The sequence below is a fragment of the Bordetella sp. genome, assembly GCF_057362025.1.
In genome coordinates, this window is record NZ_JBMQQZ010000101.1 from 14776 (window position 1) to 36011 (window position 21236).

Consider the following 21236-nt stretch of genomic DNA (forward strand, 5'->3'; position numbering starts at 1 on the left):
CACATGCCCCAGCATCAGGCGCGTAAACGGTTCGGACAGCATTTCCTGGTCGACGAGGGCGTCATCGACGCCATCGTCCGCGCCATAGGGCCCGCTCCGGACGATTGCATGATCGAAATCGGCCCCGGCCTGTCGGCGCTGACGCGCCCCCTGCTGGCCCGCGTGCGGCGCTTGAACGTCGTCGAAATCGACCGGGACCTGGCCGAACGCCTGCGTCGCGATCATGCGCCCGACCGTCTGGCGGTCGTCGAGGCGGATGCACTGACGGTGGATTTTTCGCAGTTCGGCAACGACCTGCGTATTGTCGGTAATCTGCCGTACAACATTTCCAGCCCCATTCTGTTCCATCTGATGACGGTCAGCGAGCGGGTACGAGACCAGCATTTCATGCTGCAGCGGGAAGTCATCGATCGCATGGCGGCGCAGCCGTCATCGTCCGACTATGGGCGGCTGTCGGTGATGCTGCAGTCCCGCTATCGCATCGAAAAGCTTTTCGACGTTCCGCCGGACGCCTTCGACCCGCCGCCGCGGGTTGTCTCCGCGGTCGTGCGCATGATGCCGTTGCCGGCGGACCGCATCCGGCCGCGCAGCGAAGCGGCGCTGGAGCAGGTCGTGGCGCGCGCATTCGCGCAGCGGCGCAAAATGCTGCGCCGGGCTCTGGCGGAATGGGCACCGCACGTGCCTTGGGACGACCTGGGCATCGCGCCCACCGCGCGCGCCGAAGAAGTTCCCGTGGAAAAATTCATCGCCCTGGCGGACGTCTTGCTCAGTGCGGGGCTGGTCGGGCCCGACCGGCCGCATAGCGCGGAACTGGACGCCTGACCCAACCTGGGCGCTCAGGCGCCGCGCCAGCGCGCGCTGCGCATCGCCAAGCCGGGGGACAAGGGCAGCCCTTTACCGCTGGCGTCCCGCAAGGAACAAACGCGTGGCGTCGCGTGCGCGGTCGGTCAGCAGTTCCGCGGCCTGCGCGCAAGCCTGCGCCAGCGTCATCGGCCCGGCGGCCAGGCTGTACGCCGCCGTGATGCCCGCTTCGTAGAGCTTGTCGTAACCCGGTCCCAGCGAGCCGGCCAGGGCCACCACCGGCACGCCGGCCTGTTTCGCGATACGCGCCACGCCGGCCGGCGTCTTTCCGTGCAGGGTCTGTTCGTCCATGCGTCCTTCACCGGTAAATGCGAGCGTCGCGCCACGCATGGCCTCGGCCAATCCACCGAGCTCGGCGACCACCTCGACGCCGGGGCGGAATGCCGCGTTCAGGAATGCGTGAGCGGCAAAGCCGAGACCGCCGGCGGCGCCGGCGCCGGGCCGGTCGCGTTCGTCGCGCCCGAGCGTTCGTGCGCACAGGTCAGCGTAGTGACCCAGTGCCAGATCCAGCTGTCGCACCTGTTCCGGCGTCGCGCCCTTCTGCGGGCCGAAGACCGCCGATGCGCCATGCGGTCCGCACAAAGGATTGTCGACGTCCGAAGCCACTTCGATGCGAACGGTCTTCAGCCTGGGATCCAGCGCATCGGTTTCGATGCGCGTCGCCCGCGCCAGGGCCGCACCGCCATCGCCGATGAGTCCGCCCTCGCCATCCCGTATCCGCAAGCCCAGCGCGGATAGCATGCCGGCGCCGCCGTCATTGGTGGCCGAACCGCCCAGGCCGAGAATGATGCGGCGCGCGCCGGCATCCAATGCCGCGCGAATCAATTCGCCCACCCCGCGGCTCGTCGCGCGCAGCGGATCGCGGCGGTCGGCGGGTACCTGTTCGAGGCCGGCGGCTGCCGCCATTTCGATGACCGCCGTATCGTTGCCTAGCCAGCCCCAGGCCGCCGGAGCGATGGCGCCCAGCGCATCCGTAACGTCCGTCGAACGCCACTGGCCGCCTGCCGCGGCCAGGACCGCCGCCACGGTGCCTTCGCCGCCGTCGGCCATGGGAATGGTGACGATCTGCGCATCGGGACACGCGGCACGAACGCCGCGCGCGATGGCGAGCGCGGCGTCGGGAGCGGAAAGGCTTTCCTTGAAGGAGTCGGGCGCGATGACGATTTTCACGGTCGGGTCTCGTTGCTTGCTTGCATCGTTGTGTGGCCGGAAGCGCGGCCGGAAGGCGCTCATGATAACGCTGCGGCCATGTGTGCATGACCGCGGCGCGCTCGCAGGCGTACCATAGGACGCTTGCTCAACTTCCAGAGGAATCCCGTCATGGCAGTGCTGCGTCGCACCAAAATTGTCGCTACCCTCGGTCCCGCGACCACGTCGCCAGAGAAGATCGAGGCCCTCGTACGCGCGGGCATGGACGTGGCGCGACTCAATTTTTCGCACGGCGATCCGAACGATCACCGGCAGCGCGCGCAGATGGTGCGCGAAGCGGCGTCCAGGCAGGGACGCTTCGTGGCTTTAATGGGCGATCTTCAGGGGCCCAAGATACGCATCGCCCGGTTCGCCGACGGCAAGGTGACCCTGAAGGTCGGCGCGACGTTCACCCTGTCCAACAGCTATCCCTATGACGAGGGAACGACGGAGATCGTCGGCATCGACTATCCGGAGCTGGTGCAGGATTGCCGTCCGGGCGACGAATTGCTGCTCGACGATGGGCGCGTGGTGCTGCGCGTCGACAGCATTGCACTCGATGCCGTGCAGACCACCGTGATGGTCGGTGGCACCCTGTCGAACAATAAAGGTATCAACCGTCGCGGCGGTGGCTTGTCGGCTCCCAGCCTGACGGACAAGGATCGTGCCGACATCAAAGTCGCGGCCGAACTGCAGCTGGACTATGTGGCGGTGTCGTTTCCCCGCCATGGTTCGGATATCGATGAAGCCCGCGCACTGGTGCGCGCCGCCGGCAGCCAGGCCTGGATCATCGCGAAGATCGAAAGGGCCGAAGCCGTGGTGGACGACGAGGCGCTCGACGCGCTGATACGGGCCAGCGACGGGGTCATGGTCGCGCGCGGCGACCTGGGGGTGGAGGTCGGCGATGCCGAACTGGCCGGCATCCAGAAACGCATCATTCAGCACGCGCGCACCTTGAACAAGATGGTGATCACCGCGACGCAAATGATGGAGTCGATGATCTCCAGTCCGCTGCCCACGCGGGCCGAGGTATCGGACGTGGCCAACGCGGTGCTGGACTACACCGACGCGGTGATGTTGTCCGCGGAAAGCGCTTCCGGCCAGTATCCCGTCGAAGCGGTGGAGGCCATGGCCCGCGTTTGCCTGGGGGCGGAAAAGCATCCCACGTCCACGCATTCGCATCATCGCCTGGGCGAAACCTTCTCCCGCTGCGACGAAACCATCGCGCTGGCCGCCATGTATGCCGCCAATCACTTCCCGGGTATCAAGGCCGTCATCTCGATGACCGAAAGCGGGCATACCCCACTGATCATGTCGCGCATCCGTTCCGGCGTGCCCATCTATTGCTACAGCCCGCACCCCGTCACGCAGAACCGTGCCGCGCTTTTCCGCGGCGTGTACACGGTGCCCTTCGATCCGTCATCCTTTGATCCGTCGGAATTGAGCAACGCCGCGATTGCCGAACTGAAGCAGCGCGGGCGCGTCGAGCCGGGCGATTGGGTCATCCTTACCAAAGGGGATTTCTATCGGGACAGCGGCGGCACCAATGGCATGAAGCTGCTGCAGGTGGAATAGCCGCCAGGCTCGCTAACCGAAAAACCAGTAGCAGACCCCGATGGAGGCCAGCACGCCCGCCAGGTCGGCCAGCAGCGCGCAGCCCACGGCATGGCGGGCGCGGCGCACGCCTACCGCGCCGAAGTACACCGCCAGCACATAAAAGGTGGTTTCCGTGCTGCCTTGCATGGTCGCGGCCAGCAGGCCGGGAAAGCTGTCCACGCCGAAGTGCGACATAGTCTCGATCATCATCGCGCGCGCCGCGCTGCCGGAAAATGGCTTGACCAGTGCCGTGGGAAGGGCATCGACGAAGCGGGTGTCCCATCCCGCCGCGTGCGACAGCCAGCGGATACCGTCCAGCGCGGCATCCAGTGCGCCGGACGCCCGCAGCACGCCGACGGCACACAGCATCGCCACCAGGTAGGGGAGCAGGTCGCGTGCAATGTCGAAACCCTGGCGCGCGCCCTCGATAAAGCTCTCGTACACGGGTACTTTTTTCCAGGCACCCAGCGCGAGGAAGGCGATGACGATACCGAACAACGCCAGATTGCCCAGCAGCGAAGACAGGGCAGCGAGGGCAGCGGCCGACAGGGTTGCGAGCAGAGCGACAAAGCCGCCAAACAACAGCAGCCCCGAGAACAGCCATGCCAACACGACAGGGTCGGCAAGGCGCAGCCGCTGACACCAGGCAACCGCCAGCAAGCCGGTCAACGACGACACGCAGGTTGCCAGCAGAATCGGCAGGAACACCAGCGTGGGATCGGAGGCGCCTTGCTGGACGCGGTACATGAAGATGGTGATCGGCAGCACGGTCAGCGAAGACGCATTCAGCACCAGGAATAGAATCTGGGCATTGGTGGCGGTGTCTGGCCGGGGATTCAGCGATTGCAGTTCGCGCATGGCGCGCAGGCCGATGGGCGTCGCGGTGTTATCCAGTCCCAACGCGTTCGCCGCGAAATTCAGGGTGATCAGCCCGATCGCGGGATGGCCGCGCGGCACTTCGGGCATGAGCCTGGAAAAAAGCGGCCCCAACAGCCAGCCCAAGGCCCGCACGATTCCGGCCTGTTCGGCAATGCGCAGCAGCCCCAGCCACAAGGTCAGCGTGCCGAACAGCAGCACCATGACTTCGACCGACAGGCGCGCCATGTCGAACAGCGCGGCCACCATGGAGGAAAAGACCTCGGCATGGCCGCCGACCAGCCAACGCAAGACGCCTGTCAGGGCACTAATCAGGAAAAAAGCCAGCCATACGTGATTGAGCATCGCGTGGCGCGCCCCTTGTCGAAGGTGAGTCGGCAAATCGCGGAGCATCGACTTTAACCGACTCCAACCGCGGGATCGCCCTTTCAATCGTCGCTTTTCGGGTCCAAAGCCGGAAACAGCACTTCGATGAAACCAAGCTTGGTCAGGTCGGTCATGCGGGTGGGGTAGAGGCGGCCGATCAGATGATCGCATTCGTGCTGCACGACGCGGGCGTGAAAACCCCTGGCTTCGCGTTCGATCATCTTCCCCGTGGGATCGTAGCCGGTATAGCGGATATGCGTATGGCGCGGCACCAGTCCGCGCAGGCCGGGCACTGACAGGCAGCCTTCCCAGCCATCTTCCTTGTCGTCGGACAGCGGGGTAATGATGGGGTTGCAGAGGACAGTTTGCGGAACCGGTTCCGCATCCGGATAGCGTTCGTTGCGCTCAAAACCGAAGATCACCACCTGCAGGTCCACGCCGATTTGCGGGGCCGCCAGGCCGACGCCCTTGGCGTGTTTCATGGTATCGAACATGTCCTGTACGAGGGCATGCAGTTCCGGGGTGTCGAATTCGCGAACGGCGGCGGCCACGCGCAGCAGGCGCGGGTCTCCCATTTTGAGGATATCGTGGATCATGGCGTGGGCATCGAGAGGTCGAAATGGGCCGGGAAGGATTTCCGGGCGGAGCCCAGTAGGGCTGCGCGCATTCTAGGTCGCGCAGTCCGCCGGCTTTCACCGCCATCGGGAAACTCGGATCGATCTCCCGGGCGGTGCCGCCGCGGCGGGCGCGGAGGTCCTGCCGTGGCCAGCCCGTCCTAGTCGTTCTGCGAACCTTTCTGGATGAACTCTATCTTGTAGCCGTCCGGATCCTCGACGAAAGCGATCACCGTCGTGCCGTGTTTCATCGGTCCGGCCTCGCGCGTGACCTTGCCGCCACGTTCGCGCACGCGGTCACAGGCTTCGTAGGCGTTCGGTACATCGATGGCGATGTGCCCGTAGCCATTGCCCAGGTCATAGTGCTCGGTATCCCAGTTGTGGGTCAGTTCCAGCACCGCGCCATCCTTCTCGTCCTGGTAGCCGACGAAGGCCAGCGTGAACTTGCCTTCAGGATAGTCCTTGCGGCGCAGTAAACGCATGCCGAGCACGTTGGTATAGAAATCGATAGAGCGGTCCAGATTGCCGACACGGAGCATGGTGTGAAGCAGTCGCATGGTGGTTTCCTTTGGACTTGGCGGGAGGGGCCGGGCGCAGACGCCCGTTGAGTCTTCGGCATTGTAGAACTTGTCGGCATGGCGGTCCCCATGGTCCGCCCCCCTGTTGGAACCGTTCCCGCGGCCCCGGCACCCACCCGGCCGCATACGGCTGTATGCCGGCTATCAGCATTCGATAGCGGCTTCCGGTACAGCCTGGACGGAGACAGGAATGAACTTTTGCAAACGCGAGCTGGCGGCGATTGCATTGCTGGGTTGCGCGATGCCATTGAACGCCATGGCCGCCGATATGGAAGCGGTGTATCCGCAGCGCGAAATCACCTTGGTCATCGGGTATCCGCCTGGTGGCGGCGCCGAGGCTCTGGCGCGGTTACTGGCCAAGCATATGGCGGAGGAGTTGGGCAAGGGCGTCATCGTCGATTTCAGGCCTGGAGCAGCCGGAAATATTGGCGCCAGGGCGGTGGCCCGGGCTCCGGCGGATGGTTACACCATTTATCTTGGCGCGCGCCCGAACACGATCCATAAAGCAATGTATCCGAAGCTCGACTACGATTTTTCGCGAGAGTTGGCGCCCATAGGGCTGGCCGCGACGATGCCATACGTCATCGCTGTGGGCAAGGATGTACCTCTGGCCAGCGTCGATGACATTATTGCGCTCGCGAAAGCCTATCCCGGCGCACCGACCTGCGCGTCCACCGGTGTCGGCTCAAGCGACCATCTTCTCTGCGCAATGTTCCAGCAGGAAACCGCGACAGACATTGTGCATGTACCCTACCGAGGTGGACTGCAGGCGTTTACCGATGTCATCGGAGGCCGGGTCGACATGCGTTTTGCGCCGTTGCCGGCCGCCTTGCCCCATATCGTCGCGGGCAATCTACGCGCTATTGCGGTGATGTCACAGGTACGGGTCCCCAATTTGCCGCATACGCCGACCATCGCGGAGGCCGGATTTCCCAATCTCGCACTGGATGCCTGGTACGGCCTGATGGCGCCGACAGGAACGCCAACCCCCGTCATAGAGCGCTTGAACCGCTCCATTAACGCGGTTCTTGCCAGGCAGGACGTGCAGGAGGCGCTCATACAGCTTGCTTACGTCCCTCCGCCGCCCGATACACCGGAGGCCTTCGGTACCCTGATCGCGGAAGAAACCGACAGGTGGATGAAAGTCCTTCGCCAACGCAAGATCGTGGCGGATCCGGCGGCCGGGGCGGCCGTGCCGCCATCGCCCGTGCCCTGATGCAGCCGGACGCGGGGCTGTACGGCATCAGGCGGCCGGCAAGGCTAGGCCGCGATGGGCGCCAACGTCAACGCCTGCCGCATCGCGTCCACGGCACGGGACATATCGGCCGGCGTGATCGCACCTATGCAGCCCACCCGGAAAGTGGGGCGTTCGGTGTTGTGGAAATTGCTGATCACGAAGCCGCGTGCCTTCAGGGCATCGACGAAGCCTTGCAAGGTCCAACCCGGCGTCGTGGGCGCTTCCACATTGACGATGATGGGACCTTGCAGCTCGGGCGGGAGGTAAGGCGTCAGGCCCAGCGCCACCACGCCTTCATAAAGCACCCGCTGGTTCGCGGTGTAGCGCGCCAGCCGCGCGGCGCGGCCTTCCTGGCGGTAAAGATCCATGGCGACCGACAGCGCGGCCAATGTCGGTGCCGGAGGGGTAAAGCGCGCGCCGCCGTTGTTGGTCTTGCCGTGTTCGTGGATGTCGGCCAGATCCAGCGACCAACTGCCGGCGTTGCCGTGCGAAGCCTCCAGGCGATCGATGCGACAGACGGCGAAGGCGGCGCCTGGCGGTCCTTCCAGGCATTTGTTGGATGTCAGGATAACGGCATCTACCGCCGGCAGGGCGGAGACGTCCAGCGGCAGCGCGCCGAAGGCCGATACCGCGTCCACGATGACGCGCCGGCCCAGGTCTCCCGCAACCCGGGCCAGTGTCGGTACATCGTGGCAGATGCCGCTGCCGGTTTCGCTATACACCAATCCTACATGTGTGATGCGAGGATCGTCGCACAATGCCTCGGCGAGGCGGGCCGGCGCCACCCGCTCGCGTGTTCCCACCGGTATGGTGACGACCGCGCGGCCGGCTTCGCTGGCCAGGCGCTGCAAGCGGGCGGCGTAGGCGCCGGTCGCGGGAATCAGTATTTTGCCGGTAGGCGGCACGAAAGTGCGCGCGGCCGCTTCCAGCGCGAAATGGCCGCTGCCCGACAGCGGCAGTGCGACGTGTGTCTCCGGCGCTCCGCCGGCGGCTTCGCGGATATCGACACATAGCTTGCGCAAGATCGCGCGAAAATCGTTGTCCCAGGGCGCATAGTCCTGCGCCAGGGCCTTCTTGACGGCATCTGCCGTGGTAACGGGGCCTGGTATGAGCAGTAGCATGGTTGCCTTGCCGGTCAGAACTGCGGAAGCATGGCCGGGTCGTGGCGTTTCAGGACGTCGCGAGCCTGCTGGTATTCAGGCAGGATCTGCCCGACCTCGGTCCAGAAATTGGGGCTGTGGTTCATTTCGCGCAGGTGCGCCAACTCGTGTGCGATAACGTAATCGATGATGGCCGGCGCGAAATGGATCAATCGCCAGTTCAGCATGATGTTGCCATCGCTGGTGCACGACCCCCAGCGCGTAGCGGCCGAGGACAGACGCCAGCGGCGGATCTGCAGGCCGCTGGCTTGCAGGAAGTGCGCCAGCCGCGCACCGAACCAGATGCCCGCGCGCTGCTGCAGCCAGGCCTGCGCGGCATCGCGGATGCGCGAAGCCGCGGCATCGGCGGGCAATGCCAGGCGCAGCGCGTCGCCGTCACACGGCGCATCGGCGTCGCCCGCCAGCGTGGCGCGGCGCTCCCGCGAGCCGAGCTCCAGGACGATGCGTTTCCCCAGGTAAGGCAATTCGCCGCCGGCGCGCCATTGGGTTTGCGACAGCGCCAGTTGTTCGCGCCGCTTGTGCCAGTCACGCAGCTTGGCGAGTATCCAGCCGGCTTTTTCGACCACGGCCTCGTCGACCTGTCGCAGTGTGACCCAGGTCGGCGCAGTGACGCGCAGCCCGTCGTCGCTGATCACGAAGCCGATCGTGCGGCGCCTTGAACGCAGCAGGACGAAGCCGATTTCCTGCTGCGGCGTCGCGACGACGCGCCAGCGGGCATTCTGCGGCAGGCTGGGCGGGCAAGGCGTGGCCACGATGAAAGGGCTGGCGGAAGAAGGTTTGAGGTCGAAACGGTCGGCCGCCCCGCGCACTGCGGATGGTCCGGCGGCGTTAACCCCGTCAGCGCTTGCGCCACTACCAACGCGATTACCTGGGCCGACACCCGCATCGGGGCCAGCAACAGCATCGGGGTCGACAACAGCATCGTCGCCAGATCCAAGGCCGTTACCAGAGCCCAGCCCAGCATCTGCATAGCCGCCGTTCACATTCGTGCCGGTGCCTGGGGCGTCCTGGAAATCCGCATGGCGGCGCCCCGAAGCATCGGCGGGCTGCCGCAACGGCAGGGGCCTTTCGCTTGACGCAGCGCCAAGATCCAGGAGCAGAGAGTCGGAAGGCGACTCGGCAGCGGCGCCGCCCTTGTCGCCGGGCGGCGCATCGAACAGCAGTTCGAGCTGGTTATTCCGAGACATACCTTTCAGGGTTGAGGCGGCGCATTTCGCCTTCGATCCAGCCCTGGACTTCACGGTTCAGGGCTTCGGGAGACTTGCCTTTGGATTCTATCGCGGGGCCGATCGAAACGGTGATCAGGCCGGGGCGTTTGACGAAAGCGTTGCGCGGCCAACACTCTCCGGCATTGTGCGCGATGGGAATGACGACGCTGTCGGTGCGCGATGCCAACAGGGCGCCGCCCATCTTGAACCGCCCCGTCTTGCCGGGCGCGATGCGCGTGCCTTCCGGAAACAACAGAGGCCAGCGGCCTTCGTTGAGCCGGCGCTGACCCTGGCGCACGACCTGCTCGAAGGCGTCGCGGCCCTTGCTGCGGTCGATGGGGATCATGCGCAACAGCGCCAGTCCCCAGCCGAAGCACGGCACCCAATGCAGTTCGCGCTTGTAGACAAAGCACACTTCGCGCGGCATGTAGGCCGGGAAGTACAGCGTTTCCCAGGCGGACTGGTGCTTGGACAGCAGGATGGCCGGGCCGTCCGGCAGGTTCTCCCAGCCGCGGACTTCCCAACGGATGCCGCAGAAAAACCGCGCCCCCCAGACCGCCAGCCGCGGCCAACCCACCGTGAGGCGGTAGCGCCAATGCAGCGGCAAGGGTGCCCACAGCAGGCAGGCGAGCGCATAAGGGATGACCGTGACGCTGAGGAAGATCAGGTACAGCAGCGAGCGCAAAAAGGAAATGGCCCTCATGCGGTTTTTTCTTCCAGCAGCATGTCCACCACCGCGGCCAGGTCGTCGGCCACCTGTGTGCCCTCCGGCAACTGGCCGGAGGCCAGCGTCTTCAACCCGTTGCCGGTTTTCACCAGCCAGGGCGTGCAGCCCATGGCCGCGCAGGCCTGCAGGTCGCGCAGCGAATCGCCGACCGCCGGGACGCCGCTAAGGTCGACGTCATAGCGTGCCGCGATCTGTTCGTACATGCCGGGCAGCGGCTTGCGGCAGCGGCAGTTGTCTTCCGGCAGGTGCGGACACAGGAAGATGGCATCTATCGCGCCGCCAGCCTGGGCCAGTTCGCGGCGCATCTTTGCGTGGATGGCGGTGAGGGTGCTCATGTCGAACAGCCTGCGCCCCAGACCGGACTGGTTGGACGCCACCACGACGGTCCAGCCGGCCTGGTGCAGGCGTGCGATCGCCTGGATCGCGCCAGGCAGGGCGATCCATTCGTCGGGCGATTTGACGAAGGCGTCGCTGTCCTGATTGATGACGCCATCGCGGTCGAGAATGATGAGTTTCACTGGGCGAGCCGGGAAATGTCTGCGACCTTGTTCATCAAGCCATGGAGTTCGCCAAGCAGGGCCAGGCGGTTCGCGCGCACGGCCGGGTCGTCGGCCATGACCATGACGTCGGCGAAAAACGCGTCCACCGGTTCGCGCGCCTGGGCGAGTGTGCTAAGGCTGCCGGCGAAATCTCCTGCGTCGAACTGCGATTGCGCGCGGGGACTCAGGCGTTCGATCGCCTGGGCCAGCGCGAGTTCCGCGGGTTCCACCAGGCGCGCGGCGTCGATGGCACCGATATCGCTTTCGGCTTTCTTCAGCAGATTGCCCACGCGCTTGTTGGCGGCGGCCAGGCTGGCGGCCTCCGGTAGCGCGCCGAAGGCCGTGACGGCACGCACCCGGGCGGCGACCTGGTGCAGCGGCGGCGTCAGCGCGATCACGGCATCGACCGCGTTGCGGTCGAATTCCGCCGCCAGTTGGTTACGGTAGCGTTCGTAGATGAAGTCGCCGACTTCGCCCAGGACCTCGGCGGCGATCTTCTGGTCCGGCCCGAAGCTGTCCGCCGCCAGGCGCAGCACGCCCTGCACGGACAGCGGGCCGCTGTCGCTGGGCTTGAGCCAGCCGCCCGCGGCCAGTTGTTCGAAAGCGCTGATCAGGCCAAGGGCGGCGCGGCGCAGCCCATACGGGTCGCGTTCGCCCGTGGGAGCAAGTCCGATGCTCCAGATACCCACCAGCGTCTCGGCGCGTTCGGCGATGAACAGGGTCGCCATGGTCAGGCCGTCGCGGTCCACCGGGGCGTCCAGGCGGTTGCGATACTGTTCGCGCAGCGCGCGCACGACGTCCGGCGCCTCGCCGTCGGCTTCGGCATAGTAGGCACCCATTACGCCTTGCAATTCGGGGAATTCGCCGACCATCAGCGTGCCGAGGTCGGCCTTGGCCAGGAGGGCGGCGCGATCCGCCGCCTGCGGCGCCACGCCCAGGGCCTGCGCCACGCCGCGCGCCACTGCGCGCACGCGTTCCACGCGTTGCAGCTGGGTACCCAATTTGTTGTGATAGACGATGCTGCCCAACTGGTCCACGCGCGCGGCCAGCGGCGTCTTGCGGTCCGTTTCGAAGAAGAATTGCGCATCGGCCAGGCGCGGCCGCACCACGCGCTGGTTGCCTTCCACGATATTGACCGGATCGGCCACCTGCATATTGCTGACGATCAGGAAACGATGGGTCAGCTTGCCGGTGTCCGGCGCGAACAGCGGGAAATACTTCTGGTTCAGGCGCATGGTCAGGATCAGGCATTCCTGCGGCACCTGAAGGAAACGCGGTTCGAACTCGCCGACGTAGACCGTGGGGTGTTCGACCAGTGCCGTGACCTCGTCCAGCAGCGCCGGGACCTCCGGATCGTTGCCCAGCGTGGCGCCCAGGCGGCTGGCGTGCGCGTCGAGCTGCCGCGAGATTTCGTCGCGGCGCGCATCGAAACCGGCGATGACACGTCCCGTTTCGGCCAGTTGGCCGGCGTAGGCGTCGGCATCGCGCAGGGCGATCGGCCCTTCGCTCATGAAACGATGGCCCAGCGTGGCGCGGCCGGCGGACAGGCCCAGCGCGGCGATATCGACCACGTCCGGGCCGAACAGCGCCACCAGGCCGTGCGCGGGACGCACGAACTTCACGGTGGTCACGCCGTCCGCCAGCTGGTAACCCATCACCTTGGGAATCGGCAGTCCGGCGATGGCCGCGTCCAGCGCGTGCTGCAGGCCGTCGGCCAGGCGGGCGCCCGGCGCGGTGCCGCGCGCTACCAGGTAGTCCTGTTTGCCGTCGGACTCGCGTGCCAGCGTGGCCGCATCCACCGCATCCAGGCCCTTGGCGGCCAGCTTCTTGAGCAGGGCCGGGGTGGGCCGCCCGTCGGCGTCCAGGCCCACTTTCACGGGCATGAGCTTTTCGGCGTATTCCTGGTCCGGTGCCTGGGCCAGTACAGCCGACAGGTGCACGGCCAGGCGGCGCGGCGTGGCAAAGGGTTGCATGCGGCAATCGGCGGCCAGCAGGCCCCGTTGCGCCAGGCCCTGGCGGATGCCTTCCGCGAAAGCGTCGCCCAGCTTGCGCAGGGCCTTGGGCGGCAGTTCTTCGGTCAGCAGTTCGACCAGCAGCGGGCGGACGTCGCTCATTGCGCGGCCTCCGCGGCGGCGCGGCCGGCCAGCATGGGGAAGCCCAGCCGTTCGCGGGAGTCGTAATAGGCCTGGGCGATGGCTCGCGACAGGTTGCGGATGCGGCCGATGTAGGCGGCGCGCTCGGTCACGCTGATGGCGCCACGCGCGTCCAGCAGGTTGAAGGTATGCGCGGCCTTGAGCACCGCTTCATAGGCGGGCAGGGCCAGCGGGACTTCCATCAGGCGCTTGGCCTCGGATTCGTAATCGTTGAAATGCGCGAACAGCATGTCGGCCGAGGAGTATTCGAAGTTGTAGGTGGATTGCTCCACCTCGTTCTGGTGGAAGACGTCGCCGTACTTGACCGCGCGGCCGTCCGGTCCGACCGTCCATACCAGGTCGTAGACGCTCTGGACGTCCTGCAGGTACATGGCCAGGCGTTCCAGGCCGTAGGTGATCTCGCCGGTGGTGGGCGTGCAGTTCAGGCCCCCGACCTGTTGGAAGTACGTGAACTGGGTGACTTCCATCCCGTTCAGCCACACTTCCCAGCCCAGGCCCCAGGCGCCCAGCGTGGGGTTTTCCCAGTCGTCCTCGACGAAGCGGATATCGTGGCGCGTGGGGTCGATGCCCAGCGCCTTCAGGGAACCGATGTACAGGTCCAGTATTTCGGGGGGAGCCGGCTTCAGCACCACCTGGTACTGGTAATAGTGCTGCAGGCGATTGGGGTTTTCGCCGTAGCGGCCATCCTTGGGACGCCGCGACGGCTGCACGTAGGCCGCGCGCCAGGGTTCCGGCCCGATGGCGCGCAGAAAGGTGGCCGTATGGGAGGTCCCGGCGCCGACTTCCATGTCGTAGGGCTGCAGCAGCGTGCAACCCTGCTTATCCCAGTATTCCTGGAGTTTTAGGATGATTTGCTGAAAAGTGAGCATGGTGCTGGGGAAATCGCCGGGTCGGCCTGCCGATGGGAAACCCGGCATTTTACTGGAGGCGGCCCGCCTGCCGGAAAAACGCTGTCGCCGTTGGTCGTATCATTCCATTTCCGCGGCCAGCCGGCCCAGACCGCCCGCGCCGCCCCTAGGAAGGAGAACTACGCCATGGCCGATCTGATCAAGGTTGAACTGGTCGACGGTATTCAAACCATCACCATCAACCGTCCCGACGCCCGCAATGCCATCAACCTGGAAACCGCGCAGGCCATGGCCGCGGCGCTGGACGAGCTCGACAATAACCCGGCCGCGCGCATCGGCATCCTGACGGGCGCCAACCAGACGTTTTCCTCCGGCATGGATTTGAAGGCCTTCGCGCAGAGCGGCGAACGCCCCCTGATCCCCGGACGCGGCTTCGCCGGACTGAACGAGGCACCGCCGAAGAAGCCGCTGATCGCCGCCGTGGAAGGCTACGCCCTGGCGGGCGGTTTCGAGATCGCGCTGGCCTGCGACCTGATCGTCGCCGCCCGCAACGCAAGTTTCGGGCTGCCCGAAGTCAAGCGGGGGCTGGTGGCGGGGTCCGGCGGCATGCTGCGCCTGCCGCGTCGCCTGCCTTATCACATCGCCATGGAGGTCATCCTTACCGGCGACATGCTGAGTGCCGAGCGCGCCCATTCCTACGGCCTGGTCAATCGCCTGTCGGAGCCCGGCCAGGCGCTGGCCGAGGCCACCGCGCTGGCGCGCGCCATCGTCGAGAACGCCCCGCTGGCGGTGCAGACCGCCAAGAGCATCGTGTCCCAGGCCGTGGATTGGGACCAGGCCGGCATGTTCGACCGCCAGCGGCCCCTGATCGCGCACATCTTCACCTCGGCCGATGCCAAGGAAGGTTCGACCGCCTTCAAGGAAAAGCGCAAGCCCGTCTGGCAGGGAAAGTGAACCCCATCCGGCGTGCCGCGCCGACAAAGGCGGCGCGCCGTCCTATACTTCCGGCCGCGGTCCCGCCGGCCGCCACCGCCCACCCCCTTTACCGCTACCGTACGTCATGACCCTCATCAAGGAAGAAGACTTCATCCAGTCCATCGCGGATGGCATCCAGTTCATCAGCTATTACCACCCTGTGGACTACATCCGCCACCTGGCGCGCGCCTACGAGCGCGAGGAAAGCGCGGCGGCGCGCGACGCCATCGCGCAGATCCTGACCAACTCGCGCATGTGCGCCGAAGGCAAGCGGCCGCTGTGCCAGGACACCGGTATCGTCAACGTTTTCCTGAAAGTCGGCATGAACGTGCGCTTCGAGACGTCGCGCAGCCTGCAGGAGTTGTGCGATGAAGGCGTGCGGCGCGGTTACATGAACGCCGACAATCCCCTGCGCGCCTCCGTGCTGGCCGATCCGTTGTTCGCGCGCCGCAATACCAAGGACAACACGCCCTGTATCGTGAATGTCGAGCTGGTCCCGGGCGACAAGGTCGACGTGCAACTGGCCTCCAAGGGCGGCGGTTCGGAGAACAAATCCAAGTTCGCCATGCTGAACCCGAGCGATTCGCTGGTGGACTGGGTGCTGAAAACGGTGCCCACCATGGGCGCCGGCTGGTGTCCGCCCGGCATGCTGGGCATCGGCGTCGGCGGCACGGCCGAAAAAGCCATGCTGATGGCCAAGCAGTCGCTCATGGACGATATCGACATGTACGAACTGCTGCAGCGCGGCCCGCAGAACAAGCTGGAGGAACTGCGCATCGAGCTCTACGAAAAGGTCAATGCCCTGGGCATCGGCGCCCAGGGCCTGGGCGGGCTGACCACGGTGCTGGATATCAAGATCGCCACCTTCCCCACGCATGCCGCCTCGCTGCCCGTGGCGATGATCCCCAACTGCGCGGCCACCCGCCACGCGCATTTCGAATTGGACGGCAGCGGTCCCGCGCACCTGGCGCCGCCCTCGCTCTCCGAGTGGCCCGAAGTGCGCTGGGCGCCGGACTACAACAAGTCCAAGCAGGTCAACCTGGATACGCTGACCAAGGAAGAAGTGGCCAGCTGGAAGCCGGGGCAGACGCTGCTGCTGTCGGGCAAGATGCTGACCGGCCGGGATGCCGCGCACAAGCGTATCCAGGACATGCTGGCCAAGGGCGAGCAGCTGCCGGTGGACTTCCGCAACCGCGTGATCTACTACGTCGGCCCGGTGGACCCCGTGCGCGACGAGGTGGTGGGGCCGGCAGGCCCGACCACGTCCACGCGCATGGACAAGTTCACCGACATGATGCTGGACAAGACCGGCCTGATCGCGATGATCGGCAAGTCCGAGCGCGGCCCGGTTGCCATCGAGGCCATTCGCAAGCATCAATCCGCTTACCTGATGGCGGTGGGCGGCGCGGCCTACCTGGTTTCCAAGGCCATCCGCGCGGCCAAGGTACTGGCCTTCGAGGACCTGGGCATGGAAGCGATCTACGAGTTCGACGTCAAGGACATGCCTGTCACCGTGGCCGTGGATGCGCAGGGAACGTCCGTGCACACCACCGGCCCGCGCGAATGGCAGGCCAGGATCGGCAAGATCCCGGTCGCCGTGGCCTGATGCGCCCGTAGGCCGCGAGACGGCGCCCGGCCAGGCTGGGCGCCGTGGCCGCCGGTTCCACGATGGCCTCGGCGGGCGTATTGATGGCGGGGCGTCGCCGCGGTGGCGGCGATACGGCCGCCTCGGGCTCTTCCCCGCCGCTGGCCAGGCGCTGAGTCAACGTTCGCCCGTCTGGCCGGGCATGCGATGGATGGCCTGGTCGCCGCACCGGGCCAGCCACGTATCCAGGCTGCTTTTGCCCAGCTTCATCGCCGGCGCGAGATCGCGCAAAGGCAGCAGCACGAAGGCGCGTTCGTGCATGCGCGGATGGGGCAGCATCAGCCGTGGCGTTTCCAGCCGAACGTCGCCGTGGATCAGCAGGTCCAGGTCCAGCGTGCGCGGGGCATTCCGATAGGGGCGTTCGCGCCCATGCCGATGTTCGATATCCTGCAGGACATCCAGCAGGTCCAGCGGCGTCAGGGTGGTCCGCAACCGGGCGACTGCGTTGACGAAGTCGGGGCCGCTTGCGTCGACCGGCGCCGACCGATAGAAAGGCGATGCGATGCAATCCTCGATACCCGGCGTCGCGGCCAGTTCGTCCAGGGCCTGGCGCAGGGCGGCGACGCTGTCCCCCTGGTTGGACCCCAGGCCGACGTAGGCGGTGGCGCCTGGCGCGTGGCCGGCCGATGGCGCGCGTTGTTCGGCGTCGGATCCGGACACCGCCATCGGCTTACTCGTCGTGGCCGTGCGCGGCCACGGCCTGGCCGGCGCCACCGCTGCGCCGGCGCGTGCGCCGGCGGCGCTGCGGGGCGTCCTCGCCCTTGGCGCGCGGCGCGCGCGATGCCTCGTCGATCATTTGGGCGCGCGTGGCGTCATCGCCATTGGCGAGGTCCATCCACCACTGCGCCAGCACGCTGTCGAATTCGCCGGCCGCGGCGCGCAGTTGCAGGAAATCGCAGGCGGCGCGGAAGCGCGGCTGCTCCAGCATGCGGTAGATGGTCTTGCCCACGCGGCGCTCGAAGCGCGGCTGCATGAACCAGATCTCGCGCATATCGGCCGAGAAGCGGCGCTGGATGGCCAGCTTTTCGGTCTGTTCGTCGAGTACGGAATCCGCCGCCTGCAGCAGTGCGGGAATCGGCAGTTCGCCTTGCTTGCACAAGTCGCGCCATCGGGCTTCCACCTGCTGCCAAAGCAGCGCAGCGAAGAGAAAGCTGGGGCTGATGGTCTTGCCGGCGCGCACGCGGGCGTCCGTGCGTTCCAGCGCGAGTTCGACGAACTGCTCGCCTTGCGGCTGTTCCAGCACCACATCCAGCAGGGGCAGCACACCGTGATGCAGCCCCTGGGCGCGCAACTGCCGCAGGCAGTCCATGGCATGGCCGCAGGTCAGCAGCTTCAGCATTTCGTCGAACAGCCGCGATGCCGGAACGTTCTCGATCAGGCTGGACATGGACTGGATGGGCGCGCGCGTCTGGTCGTCGATAACGCCGTTCAGCTTGGCGGCGAAGCGCACCGCGCGCAGCATGCGCACCGGATCTTCCCGGTAGCGCTTGGCGGGATCGCCGATCATCCGCACGACCCGTTTCTTCAGGTCCGCGACACCGTTGTGGTAGTCGATGACGACTTCCGTCAGGGGGTCGTAGTACAGGGCATTCAGCGTGAAGTCGCGTCGTGCCGCGTCTTCCTCCTGGCTGCCGAAGACGTTGTCGCGCAGGATGCGGCCGTGTTCGTCGGTTTCCGTATCTTCCGTGGCCAGCGCGCGGAAGGTCGAGGTCTCGATGATCTCCTGGCCGAAGACCACATGCACCAGCTGGAAGCGGCGCCCGATGATGCGGGCGCGCCGGAACAGCGGGCGGATTTCTTCCGGGGTGGCGTTGGTGGCGACGTCGAAATCCTTGGGCTCGATGCCGACGATCAGGTCGCGTACCGCGCCGCCGACGATATAGGCCTCGTAGCCGGCCTGCCGCAGGACTTCGCACACCTTGATGGCATGCCGCGATACATTGCGGCGGTCAATGCCATGGCGCTCTTTCGGGATGCGCAGCGGGCCACGCCCCGGGAAGAGACGGGCGACGAATTTTTTTATGGTTTCCGTGATCATCGAATTCAGGACTTCGCATCTTCCATGTGGGCAAACAGATCCAGCACCTGCCATCCATGCGCCTGCGCCAGCTCGCGCAGCGCGGGACTGGGATTGGTCGCCACCGGCCGGGTGACCGCTTCGAGCAGCGGCACGTCGTTGATCGAGTCGCTATAAAAAAACGTTTCGGAGAAATCCGCAAGGGTCAGCCCCATGCCGGCCAGCCAATCGTTTACCCGGACTACCTTGCCTTCCTTGAAGCTGGGCGTGCCCGCGATGCGGCCCGTATAGCGGCCGGCGATGTATTCGGGCACGGTGGCGATCAGGTGCGGCACGCCGAAGGCGCGGCTGATCGGCGCGGTGACGAAATGGTTGGTCGCGGTGACCACCGCGCACAGGTCGCCGTTTTCGAGGTGTTGCTGCACCAGCCGCGTGGCCGTGTGCTCGATGGCCGGCCGGATGACCTCGGCCATGTACTGCTCGTGCCACAGGGCCAGATCGAACGGCGTATGCGCGGCCAGCAGGCCCAGCATGAATTCCGCCGATTGCTCCGCCGTCAGCTCGCCGCGGTTGTAGCGCACCATTAGGTCTTCGTTGCGCGCCCGCGCTTCGTCCGGGTCGCCGGCGCGGCCGGTGCGGGCCAGGAAGTCCGCCCACTGGTAATCGCTATCCAGGGGCAGCAGCGTGTGATCGAGATCGAAGAGGGCCAAGCGTACAGCAGTCATGAGGTAGGGGTATCCGGATCCGCCAGCATTGCGCGCAGCAGCGGTATGGTCAGGGGCCGGCGCGTCGCCAGCGAATAGCGGTCCAGGGCGTCCAGCAGCGCGGCCAGGCGGCGCATGTCGCGCTCGTAATGGGTAAGCATCCAGTTGATGACTTCCGGCGCCAGCTGCAGGCCGCGTTCGGCGGCCTGCGCGGACAGCGCCGCCAGTTTGTCGGCATCGGAAAGCGGATCCAGGCGGAATACCAGGTCCCACCCGAGCCGGGTGCGAAGGTCCTCGCGCAGCGGCATGGCCAGCGGCGCCCGGTCGCCCGCGACGGCCAGGGCGAAAGCGTGCTGGGTTGCCGCCGACTCGCGCCAGCGATTGTACAAGGCAAACAGCGCGGCCTGTCCGGCGTCGTCCATGCGATGCAGGTCGTCGACGGCCACGACGGCCGGCAGGGGGTCGCCGGGACCGGCCTGCGCCATCCTGGGCAGTTCCGCCGGAGCGTCCCGGGCGCCGATATAGCGGCCGCCGGGCGCGCCGGCGATGGCACGCAGCAGGTGGCTGCGGCCGCAGCCGGCCGGGCCCCATAGATACAGCGCCCCGCCCGGGGACAGGCGGCGCGCCGCGTCCAGCGCCTGTCCATTCGGACCGGCGATGTAGTTACCGAGCGAAGGCGCCGGCTCGGGAAGGACGTCTAGCAGCAGCTGGCGATTCATTTGGACAAGGCGGCCCCGCCGTCGCGGGCACGGGGCGCGGCGCGTCGGAAGGGCCGTCCCGGCGCCTGCCGGCGAAGAAATGGTGGGCTCATCGTAAAATCCGGAAAGCTGACTCGAAAAAATCCCGCAATTTTTACATACCCCACGGTTTTCCTCATGACAAATCAACCTTCCGCCCCGTTGACCTACCGCGACGCGGGTGTCGATATCGATGCGGGCGACGCCCTGGTCGACCGCATCAAGCCGCTGGCGGCCCGCACCATGCGGCCCGGCGTGCTGGCCGGCATCGGCGGCTTCGGCGCGCTGTTCGAAGTCCCGGGGAAATACCGCGAACCCGTCCTGGTGTCCGGCACGGACGGCGTCGGCACCAAGCTGAAGCTGGCCTTCCAGTGGAACCGGCACGATACCGTGGGTATCGACCTGGTGGCCATGAGCGTCAACGATATCCTGGTCCAGGGCGCCGAACCCCTCTTTTTTCTCGATTACTTCGCCTGCGGCAAGTTGTCGGTGGATACGGCCGCAGCCGTGGTCGGCGGCGTCGCCCGCGGCTGCGAACTGGCCGGCTGCGCGCTGATCGGCGGCGAAACCGCCGAGATGCCGGGGATGTACCCCGATGGCGAGTATGACCTGGCCGGCTTCGCGGTCGGCGCGGTCGAAAAATCGGCCATCATCGACGGCAAATCGATCCGTCCGGGCGACGCCATCCTGGGCCTGGCATCCAGCGGTGCGCATTCCAACGGCTACTCCCTGGTCCGCAAGATCCTGGATCGCGCCGGCGCGCGGCCGGACCAGGACTTCCATGGCCAGCCGCTGGTCGACGCGGTGATGGCGCCTACCCGCATCTACGTCAAGCCGGTGCTGGCCGCCATGGCGCGCCACGGCGCGGTTATCAAGGGCCTGGCCCACATCACCGGCGGCGGCCTGGTGGAAAACGTCCCCCGCATCCTGCAGGACGACGTCGCCGCGACGCTGCATCGCGACGCCTGGCAGATGCCGGCATTGTTCAGCTGGCTGCAGCAGCAAGGCGGCGTGGCAGACGCGGAAATGCACCGCGTGTTCAATTGCGGTATCGGCATGGTCATCGTCGTGGACGCCAGTCAGGCGGATGCCGTCGTGGCAACCCTGCGCGAACACGGCGAAACCGCGACGCGCATCGGCGAGATCGTCGCCCGGCAAGGCGACGCACCGCAGGCCGTGGTGCGATAAGCGGGCGGTACGGGCCGCA

Annotated in this window: 20 protein-coding genes; 6 read left to right on the forward strand and 14 right to left on the reverse strand. The window is 66.4% G+C overall.

What is annotated here, in order from left to right:
• Nucleotides 1-3: 3 nt before the first annotated feature.
• Complete coding sequence (gene rsmA / locus ACO1P8_RS23040; protein ID WP_486298171.1) at nucleotides 4-822, forward strand: 16S rRNA (adenine(1518)-N(6)/adenine(1519)-N(6))-dimethyltransferase RsmA; 819 nt, start codon at nucleotides 4-6, stop codon at nucleotides 820-822.
• A 72-nt stretch (nucleotides 823-894) separates the two neighbouring features.
• Here rsmA and ACO1P8_RS23045 read toward each other — a convergent pair whose 3' ends face one another.
• Nucleotides 895-2031, reverse strand: coding sequence for a glycerate kinase (locus ACO1P8_RS23045; RefSeq protein ID WP_486298172.1), 1137 nt, complete (start codon nucleotides 2029-2031; stop codon nucleotides 895-897).
• 150 nt (nucleotides 2032-2181) lie between these two features.
• Here ACO1P8_RS23045 and pyk point away from each other — a divergent pair, with 150 nt between their 5' ends.
• Nucleotides 2182-3624 (forward strand): pyruvate kinase, encoded by a 1443-nt coding sequence (gene pyk / locus ACO1P8_RS23050; RefSeq protein ID WP_486298173.1) that lies wholly within the window; start codon nucleotides 2182-2184, stop codon nucleotides 3622-3624.
• Between the two features lie 12 nt (nucleotides 3625-3636).
• Here pyk and ACO1P8_RS23055 read toward each other — a convergent pair whose 3' ends face one another.
• From ACO1P8_RS23055 to gloA, 3 genes are all read right to left on the reverse strand, one after another.
• Nucleotides 3637-4866, reverse strand: coding sequence for a nucleoside recognition domain-containing protein (locus tag ACO1P8_RS23055; RefSeq protein ID WP_486298174.1), 1230 nt, complete (start codon nucleotides 4864-4866; stop codon nucleotides 3637-3639).
• 83 nt (nucleotides 4867-4949) lie between these two features.
• Nucleotides 4950-5483, reverse strand: coding sequence for a peptide deformylase (def, locus tag ACO1P8_RS23060; RefSeq protein ID WP_486298175.1), 534 nt, complete (start codon nucleotides 5481-5483; stop codon nucleotides 4950-4952).
• Between the two features lie 179 nt (nucleotides 5484-5662).
• Nucleotides 5663-6058: a lactoylglutathione lyase gene (gene gloA / locus ACO1P8_RS23065; RefSeq protein ID WP_486298176.1), complete on the reverse strand. Its 396-nt coding sequence runs from the start codon at nucleotides 6056-6058 to the stop codon at nucleotides 5663-5665.
• Nucleotides 6059-6269: 211 nt separating this feature from the next.
• Between gloA and ACO1P8_RS23070 the strand changes: the two genes are divergently transcribed.
• Complete coding sequence (locus tag ACO1P8_RS23070; RefSeq protein WP_486298177.1) at nucleotides 6270-7295, forward strand: Bug family tripartite tricarboxylate transporter substrate binding protein; 1026 nt, start codon at nucleotides 6270-6272, stop codon at nucleotides 7293-7295.
• A gap of 44 nt (nucleotides 7296-7339) precedes the next feature.
• On the opposite strand, the gene ACO1P8_RS23075 is transcribed toward ACO1P8_RS23070, so the two are convergent.
• The 6 genes from ACO1P8_RS23075 to glyQ all read right to left on the reverse strand — a co-directional run bounded on the left by ACO1P8_RS23075 (nucleotide 7340) and on the right by glyQ (nucleotide 13972).
• On the reverse strand, nucleotides 7340-8437 hold the full coding sequence (locus tag ACO1P8_RS23075; RefSeq protein WP_486298178.1) for a 2-aminoethylphosphonate--pyruvate transaminase: 1098 nt from the start codon (nucleotides 8435-8437) through the stop codon (nucleotides 7340-7342).
• Between the two features lie 14 nt (nucleotides 8438-8451).
• The gene (locus ACO1P8_RS23080; protein ID WP_486298220.1) at nucleotides 8452-9285 is read right to left on the reverse strand and encodes a M48 family metallopeptidase; all 834 of its coding nucleotides are present in this window, start codon (nucleotides 9283-9285) and stop codon (nucleotides 8452-8454) included.
• A 364-nt stretch (nucleotides 9286-9649) separates the two neighbouring features.
• Nucleotides 9650-10378 (reverse strand): lysophospholipid acyltransferase family protein, encoded by a 729-nt coding sequence (locus ACO1P8_RS23085; protein WP_486298221.1) that lies wholly within the window; start codon nucleotides 10376-10378, stop codon nucleotides 9650-9652.
• 5 nt (nucleotides 10379-10383) lie between these two features.
• A complete protein-coding gene (gene gmhB / locus ACO1P8_RS23090; protein ID WP_486298179.1) occupies nucleotides 10384-10929 on the reverse strand; it encodes a D-glycero-beta-D-manno-heptose 1,7-bisphosphate 7-phosphatase in 546 nt (181 codons plus the stop codon).
• Nucleotides 10926-13064 (reverse strand): glycine--tRNA ligase subunit beta, encoded by a 2139-nt coding sequence (gene glyS, locus ACO1P8_RS23095; RefSeq protein ID WP_486298180.1) that lies wholly within the window; start codon nucleotides 13062-13064, stop codon nucleotides 10926-10928. The genes gmhB and glyS overlap by 4 nt, the downstream gene beginning before the upstream one ends.
• The gene (glyQ, locus tag ACO1P8_RS23100) at nucleotides 13061-13972 is read right to left on the reverse strand and encodes a glycine--tRNA ligase subunit alpha (protein WP_486298181.1); all 912 of its coding nucleotides are present in this window, start codon (nucleotides 13970-13972) and stop codon (nucleotides 13061-13063) included. Before glyQ ends, glyS begins: the two co-directional genes overlap by 4 nt.
• A gap of 165 nt (nucleotides 13973-14137) precedes the next feature.
• On the opposite strand from glyQ, the gene ACO1P8_RS23105 reads away from it, so the two are divergent.
• Together ACO1P8_RS23105 and ACO1P8_RS23110 are read left to right on the forward strand one after the other, a co-directional pair.
• On the forward strand, nucleotides 14138-14905 hold the full coding sequence (locus tag ACO1P8_RS23105) for a crotonase/enoyl-CoA hydratase family protein (protein WP_094840713.1): 768 nt from the start codon (nucleotides 14138-14140) through the stop codon (nucleotides 14903-14905).
• A gap of 106 nt (nucleotides 14906-15011) precedes the next feature.
• Entirely contained in the window at nucleotides 15012-16532 is a 1521-nt protein-coding gene (locus ACO1P8_RS23110) for a fumarate hydratase (protein ID WP_486298182.1), read from the forward strand.
• Between the two features lie 156 nt (nucleotides 16533-16688).
• On the opposite strand, the gene ACO1P8_RS23115 is transcribed toward ACO1P8_RS23110, so the two are convergent.
• From ACO1P8_RS23115 to hda, 4 genes are read right to left on the reverse strand one after another with little or no spacing between them, the layout of a single operon-like run.
• Nucleotides 16689-17237, reverse strand: coding sequence for a 2-amino-4-hydroxy-6-hydroxymethyldihydropteridine diphosphokinase (locus ACO1P8_RS23115; protein WP_486298183.1), 549 nt, complete (start codon nucleotides 17235-17237; stop codon nucleotides 16689-16691).
• Nucleotides 17238-17241: 4 nt separating this feature from the next.
• A complete protein-coding gene (gene pcnB, locus ACO1P8_RS23120; RefSeq protein ID WP_486298184.1) occupies nucleotides 17242-18609 on the reverse strand; it encodes a polynucleotide adenylyltransferase PcnB in 1368 nt (455 codons plus the stop codon).
• Nucleotides 18610-18614: 5 nt separating this feature from the next.
• Complete coding sequence (locus ACO1P8_RS23125) at nucleotides 18615-19313, reverse strand: HAD family hydrolase (protein ID WP_486298185.1); 699 nt, start codon at nucleotides 19311-19313, stop codon at nucleotides 18615-18617.
• Nucleotides 19310-20011, reverse strand: coding sequence for a DnaA regulatory inactivator Hda (hda, locus tag ACO1P8_RS23130; protein ID WP_486298186.1), 702 nt, complete (start codon nucleotides 20009-20011; stop codon nucleotides 19310-19312). Before hda ends, ACO1P8_RS23125 begins: the two co-directional genes overlap by 4 nt.
• Before the next feature lie 156 nt (nucleotides 20012-20167).
• On the opposite strand from hda, the gene purM reads away from it, so the two are divergent.
• Nucleotides 20168-21217 (forward strand): phosphoribosylformylglycinamidine cyclo-ligase, encoded by a 1050-nt coding sequence (gene purM / locus ACO1P8_RS23135; RefSeq protein ID WP_486298187.1) that lies wholly within the window; start codon nucleotides 20168-20170, stop codon nucleotides 21215-21217.
• Nucleotides 21218-21236 lie beyond the last annotated feature (19 nt).